Annotated in this window: 14 protein-coding genes; 11 read left to right on the top strand and 3 right to left on the bottom strand. The window is 43.4% G+C overall.

The window, feature by feature from the left end:
• Positions 1–186 precede the first annotated feature (186 nt).
• The 8 genes from Q0307_RS19000 to trpE all read left to right on the top strand — a co-directional run bounded on the left by Q0307_RS19000 (position 187) and on the right by trpE (position 7187).
• Positions 187–1371 carry a urate hydroxylase PuuD gene (locus Q0307_RS19000; protein WP_298662928.1) on the top strand — a complete coding sequence of 395 codons (1185 nt, stop codon included), beginning with the start codon at positions 187–189 and terminating at the stop codon, positions 1369–1371.
• A gap of 56 nt (positions 1372–1427) precedes the next feature.
• The gene (gene puuE, locus Q0307_RS18995; protein ID WP_298662926.1) at positions 1428–2348 is read left to right on the top strand and encodes an allantoinase PuuE; all 921 of its coding nucleotides are present in this window, start codon (positions 1428–1430) and stop codon (positions 2346–2348) included.
• The gene (uraD, locus tag Q0307_RS18990; RefSeq protein ID WP_298662924.1) at positions 2345–2854 is read left to right on the top strand and encodes a 2-oxo-4-hydroxy-4-carboxy-5-ureidoimidazoline decarboxylase; all 510 of its coding nucleotides are present in this window, start codon (positions 2345–2347) and stop codon (positions 2852–2854) included. Before puuE ends, uraD begins: the two co-directional genes overlap by 4 nt.
• Positions 2855–2911: 57 nt before the next feature.
• Positions 2912–3907, top strand: coding sequence for an allantoicase (alc, locus tag Q0307_RS18985; RefSeq protein WP_298662922.1), 996 nt, complete (start codon positions 2912–2914; stop codon positions 3905–3907).
• Between the two features lies 1 nt (position 3908).
• Positions 3909–4409: an ureidoglycolate lyase gene (locus Q0307_RS18980; RefSeq protein WP_298662920.1), complete on the top strand. Its 501-nt coding sequence runs from the start codon at positions 3909–3911 to the stop codon at positions 4407–4409.
• Between the two features lie 30 nt (positions 4410–4439).
• A complete protein-coding gene (locus tag Q0307_RS18975) occupies positions 4440–4676 on the top strand; it encodes a hypothetical protein (RefSeq protein WP_298662918.1) in 237 nt (78 codons plus the stop codon).
• A gap of 17 nt (positions 4677–4693) precedes the next feature.
• A complete protein-coding gene (locus Q0307_RS18970; protein WP_298662916.1) occupies positions 4694–5467 on the top strand; it encodes a hypothetical protein in 774 nt (257 codons plus the stop codon).
• 238 nt (positions 5468–5705) lie between these two features.
• Positions 5706–7187 (top strand): anthranilate synthase component I, encoded by a 1482-nt coding sequence (trpE, locus tag Q0307_RS18965; RefSeq protein ID WP_298662915.1) that lies wholly within the window; start codon positions 5706–5708, stop codon positions 7185–7187.
• Positions 7188–7191: 4 nt separating this feature from the next.
• On the opposite strand, the gene Q0307_RS18960 is transcribed toward trpE, so the two are convergent.
• A complete protein-coding gene (locus tag Q0307_RS18960) occupies positions 7192–8805 on the bottom strand; it encodes a cellulase family glycosylhydrolase (RefSeq protein WP_298662913.1) in 1614 nt (537 codons plus the stop codon).
• A 141-nt stretch (positions 8806–8946) separates the two neighbouring features.
• On the opposite strand from Q0307_RS18960, the gene Q0307_RS18955 reads away from it, so the two are divergent.
• From Q0307_RS18955 to Q0307_RS18945, 3 genes are all read left to right on the top strand, one after another.
• Complete coding sequence (locus tag Q0307_RS18955) at positions 8947–9534, top strand: aminodeoxychorismate/anthranilate synthase component II (RefSeq protein WP_298662912.1); 588 nt, start codon at positions 8947–8949, stop codon at positions 9532–9534.
• A gap of 95 nt (positions 9535–9629) precedes the next feature.
• Positions 9630–9857 (top strand): hypothetical protein, encoded by a 228-nt coding sequence (locus Q0307_RS18950; protein ID WP_298662910.1) that lies wholly within the window; start codon positions 9630–9632, stop codon positions 9855–9857.
• A gap of 94 nt (positions 9858–9951) precedes the next feature.
• Positions 9952–10548, top strand: coding sequence for a Uma2 family endonuclease (locus Q0307_RS18945; RefSeq protein WP_298662909.1), 597 nt, complete (start codon positions 9952–9954; stop codon positions 10546–10548).
• 7 nt (positions 10549–10555) lie between these two features.
• Here the strand turns inward: Q0307_RS18945 and Q0307_RS18940 are convergent, their stop codons facing one another.
• The gene (locus Q0307_RS18940; protein ID WP_298662907.1) at positions 10556–10738 is read right to left on the bottom strand and encodes a hypothetical protein; all 183 of its coding nucleotides are present in this window, start codon (positions 10736–10738) and stop codon (positions 10556–10558) included.
• Positions 10739–10752: 14 nt separating this feature from the next.
• Positions 10753–11127 (bottom strand): hypothetical protein, encoded by a 375-nt coding sequence (locus Q0307_RS18935; RefSeq protein ID WP_298662906.1) that lies wholly within the window; start codon positions 11125–11127, stop codon positions 10753–10755.
• Between the last annotated feature and the right edge of the window lie 92 nt (positions 11128–11219).

Here is an 11219-nt window from a genome sequence, read left to right as displayed (position 1 = left end):
TCATTGGCGAATTCATTAATCAGATGTTTTTCAACTCTTCTGGTGCATGACCCAAAAACTTTGTTGTAACAGACTTGTGAATAGAGTCAAACTTCAATTGTGAGTTTTTGTATACAATTTTTAAAAGGATTGAGTACAAAAATAGGGCATGCTAGATTTAATTAATCTGCCAACACAAGGTTAGCAATGGAAACAATCTTAGTGGAGTGGGCTAGTCTCGCCATACGTTGGATACATATCATTACCGCCTTTGCATGGATTGGCGCTTCTTTTTATTTCAATTGGTTACTCAATCACCTCCTTCAAGCCGATGATCAAAAAATTGCAGGTCAGCTCTGGGCTTTGCATGCTGGCGGCTTTTTCAATATTGAAAAGCGTAATATTGAGCCGGGTCAGTTACCTGCGCCTCTGCATTGGTTCAAGTGGGAATCGTATTGGACTTGGATAAGCGGTTTTACTTTATTAGTCATTACTTATTATTTGGGTGCAGATGCTTATCTGATTGATGCTAGCGTTTTAGCTTTACAACCTTGGCAAGCTATTCTAATTAGTTTGAGTTTCTTAGCAGGAAGTTGGTTGGTCTATCACTACTTATGGAAAAGCGAGTTTGCACGCCGGAAAACCAATCTAGCTATGCTCATCACAGCAGGCTTTATTGTGCTGCTGGCGATAGCGTTGACGCATATTTTTAGTGGGCGTGGCGCATTTCTACAAATGGGTGCGATATTGGCAACTTGGATGACGGCGAATGTATTTTTCGTGATCATGCCCGGCCAACGTAAATTAGTAAAAGCCACTGTCGAAGGTTTACCCCAAGACAAGCGTTTAAGTGAAGAGGCAGGCTGGCGTTCGTTGCATAATAATTATCTGACCTTGCCAGTGATGTTTTGCATGATTAGCAATCACTATCCAGCAAGCTTTGGTAGTCACTGGAATTGGCTGGTACTGATAGGTTTGTTCGGAGTGGGTGTGTTAGTGCGCCACTACTTTAATGCACGTACTAAAGTCGGTAATTGGAAGCCTGTTTGGTTACTAGTGCTTGCTTTCGTGATTTTTGCGGCTACCGCTTTATTGGCTAGTTACCCACAACTTAAATTGAGTTTGGAGCAAGCTTCTGCAATTAGTTATAGTCAAGTGCAACCGATTTTTGCGCAGCGCTGTGTGGCTTGCCATGCCGCTAAAACGACTCATCCTGCTTTTCCGGTCGCACAAAAAGGTGTGCTCTTAGAAACCGAAGAGCAAATACGTAAACAAGCCGCTTTGATTACGGTGCAAGTCTCTTCTAAAGCGATGCCTTTAGGGAATCTTACGCAAATGACTGAAGAAGAGCGTGCTTTGGTACTGAAATGGGCGCAGCAAGTACAACCATGATAAGGTTTTAACTTGCTCCCTCAGCTTTTGAGAGAGTATGAAGATCAATGACTGCCATGATGCCTTATCCCCGCGATTTAATCGGGTACGCTGATCAAGTGCCGCAAGCCAATTGGCCGGGTGGAGCGCGTATTGCTGTTCAATTTGTGTTGAATTACGAAGAGGGCGGCGAGAACTGCATTCTGCACGGGGATGCTGCTTCGGAGACTTTTCTATCCGAAATTATTGGTGCGCGGGCTTATGAGGGGATGCGTCACCCCAGTATGGAGTCTATTTACGAATACGGCAGCCGTGTAGGGTTCTGGCGGATTTATCAGCTATTCCATGATCGGCGGATTCCTATCACGATTTTTGGAGTGGCGATGGCTTTGGAGCGTAATCCTCGTGCGGTCGAAGCCATGCTAAAAGCTGAGTTTGAAATTTGCAGTCATGGCTGGCGCTGGATTGATTATCAGTTCATGGACAAAGAACTCGAACGTGAACACATGCAGCGTGCGATTGAAAGTATCGAGCGCATGACGGGGGAGAAGCCTAAAGGTTGGTATACCGGACGAAATAGCCCGAATACCCGTGATTTGCTGGTTGAGCAAGGCGGATTCGTGTATGACGCGGATGATTATAGTGATGACCTGCCGTTTTGGGTGAAAGTACAGGAGCAGGATCATTTAGTCGTGCCGTATACTCTTGACACCAATGATATGCGCTTTGCTAGCCCACAAGGCTTTAATAGTGGTGAGCAGTATTTCCAGTATCTGAAAGATGCGTTTGATGTGCTGTATGCTGAAGGGGCTAGCACGCCGAAGATGCTCTCTATTGGTTTGCACTGTCGAATTGTCGGGCGGCCTGCACGCTTTGCTGCGTTGCAGCGTTTTGTGGCTTATGTGCAGCAGCATCAGGATGTTTGGTTGTGTCGGCGTATTGATATTGCTGAGCATTGGCAGCAAGAGCACCCAGCACCAATAGGAGCTTCAGCGTGAAAATATCCATTACTCAGTTAAATGCTTTAGATCAAGTGAGCTTTGTCAGTTTATTAGGGGGTATTTATGAGCATTCCCCGTGGATGGCAGAACGCACTTGGCAAAAGCGCCCTTTCGCTGATCGAGAGGCTGTATTGCAAGCTTTTAGAGCCACTTTAGCAAGCGCTTCAGAGGCAGAGCAATTAGCCTTGATTCGAGCGCATCCTGATTTAGCGGGTAAAGCGGCTTTGCGGGGTGAATTAACCGTGGCGTCGAGCAAAGAGCAAGCAAGTGCTGGCCTAGATCAATGTAGTGCTAAGGAGTTAGCACGGTTTACCGAGCTAAATGCTGCTTATAAGCAGAAATTTGCTTTTCCTTTTATTATGGCGGTGAAACATGCAACGCGAGCGCAGATTCTGCAAGGATTTGAAACACGCATTAAGCATGATTTAGCACAAGAGTTTGCTATGGCCTTAGAACAAATTAATCGTATCGCAGCTTTTCGGGTTAATGATCTGGTGGAATAGATTAAGTACACCTTAGACCCAGTTTAGGCTGCATTAAAATTAAAATAGGTATTAAAATTGTCTGATCTACTCAATCAATTACAAATTTATTATATTGATTTGGCTCAACCACGTTTAGGGGCTGCGGCAATTTCAGCAACGGATGAGTTTTTTGCGCCTCTATCACGAATGCTGAATCCAGAGCCAGCAGTGTTCATTCCGGGGAAATACGATGAAAATGGTAAGTGGATGGACGGTTGGGAAACTCGTCGTAAACGTGGCGATGGTTATGATCATGCAGTGATTCAGATTTGTCCGGGGATGATTCATGGTTTGGACATTGATACCTCGTATTTTACAGGCAATTATGCGCCTTCAGCGAGTGTTGACGCTTGCTATAGCCCAACTCCACCCAATGAGCAAACACGCTGGACGCAAATTTTAAGTGCGCGTGCTTTACAGGGTAATAGCCATAATGCTTTTGCGATTGATTCGCGTGAGACTTGGAACTATTTACGCCTGAATATTTATCCTGATGGTGGTGTCGCCCGTTTTCGTGTCTATGGACAAGTACGCCAAGATTTATCAGCTTTAACAGAACATCATGAGTTGGATTTGGCTGCTATGTTGAATGGTGGGCGGGCGTTGTGTGCTAGCGATATGCATTACGGTCATATCAGCAATCTCATAGCCCCCGGACGAGGGATAAATATGGGGGATGGTTGGGAAACACGGCGGCGGCGTGAACCAGGGTTTGATTGGGCAATTATTCGCTTAGCGGGTGTGGGTGAAATTTCACGCTTAGTCTTAGATACAGCGCATTTTAAGGGTAATTATCCTTATGAGTGCTCGGTGTACGGCACACTTTATACGGGTGGGAATGAAAATAGTATTGCCGCACAAAGTTTGTATTGGCAAGAGTTATTACCACCGCAAAAAATGGCTGCTGATACCGAGTTTACCTTTGTAGAAGAATTGAAAAAAATCGGTTTAGTCTCGCATATTCGCTTGAATATGTATCCCGATGGTGGGGTGAGTCGTATTCGTGCTTTTGGTCAATTAAGGGTGCAATAAGATGGCTTATATTTTAAAGCCTGAACCTCTAACCGCTGCCACTTTTGCACCCTTTGGGGATGTGATTGAAACTACAGGGCGCGAGTTTTACTTAATTAATTATGGCAAAACTGAGCGTTACAGTGATTTGGCCGGTTTAGATACTTTAGAAAATGGCGGCAAACCTACTATCAGTATTTTTCGCTCGCAGCCAGTTCAATTTCCCTTGCGCATTGAGGTGATGGAACGCCATCCGCTAAGTAGCCAAGCCTTTATTTCTTTAGAACGTCAACCCTTTTTCACGCTAGTTGCACCAACTGGTGAACAGCCCGTCTTAGAACAGATGCGCTTATTTTTAGTTGGTGCTCATCAAGGAATTAATTATCGTCGTGGTGTTTGGCATCATTATATGTTTAGTCCAGCAGGGGTACGTGATTTTATTTGCTTGGATCGTACCAGTGGGACTGGTAATAACTGCGACGAACATCGTTTTAGCGAAGAAATTCTAATCGAGGCCTGCTAAGCTCAAGTCTATTAATTAAGGAATCTTGCCATGATCGTATTAACTAATAAAGATACTGGAATTGAAATCGGGACTATTACTGAAACACAGCTACAGTTTTTAATCGACCAATTAGAAGAAGAAAATCCAACTGATACTGATTATTGGCTCAATCGCACTGAACTAGAGATTTTTAAGGAAAATGGTGCTGACCCAGAGTTATTAGCTTTATTGGAAAAAGGGATGGGTGAGGCTGAGGATATGGAGGTCAGCTGGTCACGAGGTTAAAGCTTATCAAACTATCCATGAAGGATTTATATGCTTTCACTAAAAAGCTAACCGCTCGTTTCTCCTTGAAAAAAAGGCAAACTGCTATAGTTTATTATGTTTATATAAATCCTAATAAAGACTGGAGGCGACTGGTCTTAGAGCAAATTGATGATGTAAAAAATACACATGTATTAGATGTCGCAGATTTATATATAGTAGTTTCAAACCCTGATAAGGTTAAAGATGTAGATAGATTTTTTGAAAAATTAAATTATATCTATAAAGAAATAGAATTTTATGCGGAAAATAAATTTGAGTATTGGGGGCTGTTGCGTGTTTGGCATCTTGCTCAAGAAAATGCTAATTATAAGTATTTAGCCTATTTTCATACCAAAGGTATGACCCATCCAGATCAGCAAAGAGTTAAAATTGAAGAGGTTTTAACTAATGCTACCTTTCAACCTTGGCAGTCGTTAGTGAAGATTTTTCAAACCAATCAACAAGTCAATAAAATAGGTCTGTTTCCTGCTAGAAAATTAAATGCTCAGGGTAATATGATTCGTGGTGGATGGATTTGGTATAATTTCTGGTGGGCGCGCGCTGAGTATATTAGATTGTTAGAGCCACCAAAAATAAATCCTAAGCATCGCTATTATTATGAAGAGTGGTTGTCTTATCCAGTCGTCGACAGCTCGGCTAAATACTATGATAGCTGGTCAATTTATAGCATGAGCATGACTGCTTACACCAATCAAGAGACGCTCGACCATACAGAACGCTTGCTCACCGAGCCTGCGTTTAAGCAGTGATCTTCTGCATCTGGTGTTAGCCGTGATCATTCTCGAATCCCATTGTGTTCATATCTAAGCTGAAAAAAATATGATACACCCTAGGTGTGGTCAGCTAGCAGCTATGCTAAACTTTTCGGAAAATTTTCACAGCTAGAGCATTTTTAATGACAAATCATTCTTCCAAACTGCAGCGATGGCGTCCCTGAGTTCCCTCTAAACTCAGCCATTTTCTTAATCCTTTCGTTTGGAACTTGTCATGAATCAAGACACATTTGCTAGTTATTTTGCCCAAGGCTTTAATCGCGTTCCTGTTAGCCGCACTATTTTGGCTGACTTGGATACCCCACTTAGTGCTTATCTTAAACTCGCCGATGCGCCTTACTCTTATCTGTTTGAGTCTGTACAGGGTGGGGAAAAGTGGGGACGTTACTCGATGCTGGGTTTACCCGCGAAAACTATCATCAAAGTCTATGGCCTACGTGTGGAGATGCATCGTGCTCATCAAGCGATAGAAAGCTTTGAGGTAGTTGATCCGCTTGCATGGATTAGTGAATTTCAAGAGCAGTTTAAAGTACCTGATTTAGCCAACTTGCCGCGTTTTACGGGGGGGTTAGTCGGTTATTTTGGTTATGAAACAATTCGCTATATCGAAAAAAAGCTTGCCAAAGGCAAGGAAAAGCCTGATCCGATTGGCACACCGGATATCCTGTTGATGGTATCGGATGAGGTCGTTGTCTTTGATAGTTTACGTGGTGAACTACATTTAATTGTACATGCTGAAGAACAGGGCTATGCAATAGCTCAGAAAAAATTAGATACTTTAGAGTATCAATTGCAAGCAGCCCGCCGCTTATATCAAGCTACTCCAATATCGCGTCAAGTTGAAGAGAGTGATTTTATTTCGGGTTTCACAGAGCAGGGTTTTAAAGAAGCTGTGTTAACTGCTAAGGAATACATCAAAGCGGGTGACATTATGCAAGTGGTGCTCTCGCAACGTATGAGTATTCCGTTTGCCGCCCCACCTTTAGATTTATACCGTGCGTTGCGTCGTTTGAATCCCTCACCTTATATGTATTTCTTAAATTTGGACGACTTTCATATTGTCGGTTCTTCACCCGAGATTTTAGTGCGCCTAGAAGACGAAACCATCACGGTACGCCCCATTGCAGGCACGCGCCGCCGTGGTGATACCGAGCAGCGCGATCAGGAACTTGAGCAAGAGCTGCTGAATGACCCTAAAGAGTTGGCCGAACATTTAATGCTGATTGACCTAGGACGGAATGATACGGGTCGAGTCAGTGAAATCGGCTCCGTGAAGCTCACTGAGAAAATGATTGTCGAGCGCTATTCACATGTAATGCATATTGTCTCGAATGTCACTGGTAAGCTGTTGCCAAATTTAAGTGCAATGGACGTATTACGGGCTACTTTCCCAGCAGGGACAGTGAGTGGTGCACCCAAAATTCGGGCGATGGAAATTATTGACGAATTAGAACCCGTAAAACGCGGTATTTACTCAGGTGCAGTGGGTTATTTATCGTGGAGTGGCAATATGGATACCGCCATTGCAATTCGTACCGCTATTCTTAAAGACGATACCCTGCATATTCAAGCGGGCGCAGGCGTGGTCTATGATTCCATCCCACAAATGGAGTGGGATGAAACCATGAACAAAGGCAGGGCGGTATTTCGCGCCGCCAGTGCGGCCTTGTCGGGTTTAAATAGTAAGCACAAATAAGTGGTTACTTTAAGCCTTTTTTGAGAATAGAGGCTAAGCGCTGATCTAATTGCTGATCTAAATAGAGACCAAAGTAAGGTGCGCCCAGATCTCTATATGACCAGAGTGACCAACTTAAGCCAGCCGCGTTCATCACGCTAATTTTATCACGCACCAAGTTATAACGGGATGAACCTTTGGCAGTGGACAAGGCTCCAAACTCACCCACATATAAAGGCACATTATTATTTTTTGCCCAAGTTACATAGGGTTGCAAATCACTGCTTAAACGTTCTTTATTATAACTTTCATACACCCCTGTCAGATAATCAACATGTAAACCAAACTCAGCATGTTTTGCATCAGGTGCATAGAAAAATCCCTTTAAAATTAATTTATCACCTTCTTTTACTTTAATGAGCGGTCCCGTGTAAAAATTATTCACCTGACTCCAGACGCCACCACCGTTTGTACCAGACATTTTTAAGCTAGCTTTATCGGTTGCTAAACCCTGTGTATTATTTAACGTATTATCCCAACTACTCGTGAAATCGCCATTACCACTAAAGTACCAGTTGGCAGGTAAGTTAAGATCATTAATAGATGCCTGCTCTAGATTACTATTTACAAGTTTAACGGGGTTACCATTTTGCATTACGCTGAAGTCGTCAACCCAAAGATTATTAAGACGCCCTATGGCAGCAATTCTTAGTGCGGCAAATTGCACATTAGCGGGTACACTAATTTCATGGCTTTCTATTGAAGTCCATTCGGTCAGTTCTTTAATAACATTAAAACCTTTGCCACTACCGACTGGATAGACATTCTTTAACACTACGCCAGGATAGGTATACTCAGTCGGTACAGGTGAGTCGCTTGCGCCTGCATAGCCTGCATGACTGATCAGGTAGGGTTGATAGTCATGAAAAGAGTAAACCACTTTAGTGTCATTCACTAATTGGAAACTTGGCTCTTGAGTAGAGGCTGGCTCAATAAAGAAAAGATGATTTTTATCGACAGTACGAATGGTACTAATAGTGGTATTTGCTAAATTCCACCATTTCTGTGGATCTATTGGGGAAGGTTCATTGAATAAATCATAGCCAGCAATTATTTTTTTATCAGCATAGCGAGTTGCAATCGCCTTCCAAAGCTTAATAAATTTCTGCTGAGCATTAGCATTATTCCAAATTCTATCTTGGCCGACCGCCGTTTCTGGTGGCACTACATGCATATCTAAAATTAAATAAATGCCTGCGTTTTCACACCATTTTACATAGTTATCAATTAGCTGATACCCTAAGCTACTTTGAAAATATTGCCAATGTAGACCTAAACGAATACTATTTACCCCGAGTGATTTCAGATATTTAATGTCTGTTTCATTAGCATTTTTTAGAGGTGCTGTTTTATCCCACTGGTATTGATAGTAATAGGTGTGAATATTCACTCCTCGCAGAGTAATAACTTTACCTTGAGCATCTTTAATTTTGCTCCCGCTAACCGTTAAAAAGCTTGAGCTTGCTTCTGATGCCTTAGGACTAACGAGTTCACTGTTAGCTTGCGCTAACTCTGTGGACATAACTAAACCTATAGCAAGACAGCAAGCTAGCACTTGGGCGCGTAAATTTAACTGCATACAAACCTCATTTATGAGCAAAATTAAGGGGTGGTGAAATAATGGCATATTTGCGGGTATTGCATCTTGGCTAGGATAAAGATGCGCTTCTACGCAGACTAGGATACTCTTTCGTTTTTGAGATGCTAACTGAAGATTGCTATGCAAAAGATACTAATGGTCGATAATTATGACTCGTTTACCTATAACTTAGTGCAGTACCTTGGCGAGCTGGGTACTGAAGTGCAAGTAGTGCGGAATGATGAAATTCCCGTGGAGGCGATTGAGAGCCTTGCGCCTGAAAAAATCGTTCTATCCCCCGGCCCCTGTACACCTAAAGAAGCCGGTATTTCAGTGCCCACTTTAGAGCGTTATGCAGGTAAATGGCCGATTCTCGGTGTCTGTTTAGGTCATCAGTCGATTGGTCAAGCCTTCGGTGGCAAAATTATCCGTGCTAAACAAATTATGCATGGCAAAACTTCAATGATTCATCACAAAGGCATTGGAGTTTTTACTGATCTACCTAGCCCGTTTGAGGCGACACGTTATCATTCTTTGGTTATTGAACAAGCCAGCTTACCCAATTGCTTAGAAATCACCGCTTGGACGGAGACAGAAGAGGGGGAGATAGATGAGATCATGGGGGTGCGCCATAAAACTTTACCGGTTGAGGGGGTACAATTTCATCCCGAGTCGATTTTGACGGAACACGGACATGCCATGCTGCAGAATTTTTTGGATGGGCGTTAAGCTAAGTGTTTTTCACCAAGATTCTAGATTAGAGTCAAGTTAGCCTAGGGCTTGATCAGGTATACTCAGGCCAATAACTTGTTAAGGAGTAAATAGTGAATAAGCCAACTCGCCAACCCGCCACCCGAGCGCAATTAGAAGCGCTCGAAACCGAATTAGTCAAACGTGAACAGAAATTGGTCGCTGATTTACAAGGTGCACATGATAAAGATTTGGAAGAACAGGCGATTGAGCGGCAAACCGATGAAGTTTGGGATGCTTTATTGATTCAAACACGCAATGAGTTAGCGGAAGTACGGGCAGCTTTATTGCGTCTGCTTTGAGTTGATAGGTTTTTAAGAGTTCCATGCTTTTTAACCATCTAAGTGCATGTGCTAACATCAAATCAAGACTTGGTTTCGTTTAGGAGCAGATCTGATGCCATCTTTAGCACACCAATTCGACTCCCTCAGTGTGGAAGCTTACCTTGCAGGTGAGCGCCAGAGCGAGCAGAAATATGAATACGTCGACGGGAAAGTGTATGCAATGGCTGGAGCTAGTGCCAATCATAACTTCATCGCTGGCAATTTGTATGCTTTGATCTGGAATCATCAGCGTGGTAAACCGTGTTTCCCGATGACTAGTGATATGTTGATAAAAACCGCTGCTCAGCGGTTTCGCTACCCCGATTTGATGGTGGTGTGTAATGATGACCCCTCGCAAGATGCCTATGTGCGCGAAAGCCCGATTCTGCTGGTAGAGGTGCTTTCGGGCAGTACTCACCGTAAGGATAAAACTGAAAAACGTGCCGAATACCTCGCCTTGCCCAGTTTGCTGGAATATGTGCTGATCGAGCAAGATATTGCTGAAGTGGTGGTGCAACGGCGGAGTGAAGCATGGCGCTCTTCCTACTACTACCCCGGTTCAAGCGTGACTTTAGAGTCCATTGGCTTGACGCTGGCGGTTGAAACCATTTACGAGCGTGTGGACAACGCCGATATGCGTGTGTTTTGGATGGAATCAAACGCTGAATAGCCGCTAGTTAAGCTTCCCCCCGCAAAACCGCCATCTGTGTCTGTACGTCCATGAAGTTTTCTTGGGTGTCCTCAAGCCTTAGCTTTTCTTCTACGCGAGTTTCAAGGTCATAGCTTGTTTCTAACAGCTCCAACCTACGCTCAAGATTTTTTGCGCGCTGCTGTAAATGTTGATAACGCAGTGAGTTCATAAAATTTAGTTGTCCTAATAAGGCCGCATGGTACATTCTTCCGGTTTTTTATCTGTACCGTTGGGGTTAATACAATAGCGTTCTAATAGCTCTGGCTCTTGGTCTTTAGCCAGTTGGTCTAAATCTTTGATCCGCTCCATGCGCCATTGCAGTTGGCGGATAGTCCATTCAACTCGCGGTTGAATGGAAGCTAGCGAAGCTGGATCAGTGAGTTTGGTTTGATAAGCGGTCAAGAAATCAAATTCCTTTTGCCCACCTATGCCTTCTAGCACAAGCAAGCTGGTGTCAATGGCACGATATAAGCTTTGATGAAAAATCGGGTCTTTGGCTTGCAGCCATGCTTGCTGAAGGCGCTCTAATAAGGCTGGGGTAAATTGCTCGCTATTCACTAAGCCACTCACAGCGGCTTGGCGGACTTTGAATAAATCACGGTATTATGTAGCAAGCGCACAAGGCTTGGAATCAATTGGTTAGATTTTAT

Origin of the sequence: uncultured Thiothrix sp. (genome assembly GCF_937873765.1) — a bacterium.
GTDB lineage: Bacteria > Pseudomonadota > Gammaproteobacteria > Thiotrichales > Thiotrichaceae > Thiolinea.
This window is presented reverse-complemented; position numbering and strand designations above follow the sequence as displayed.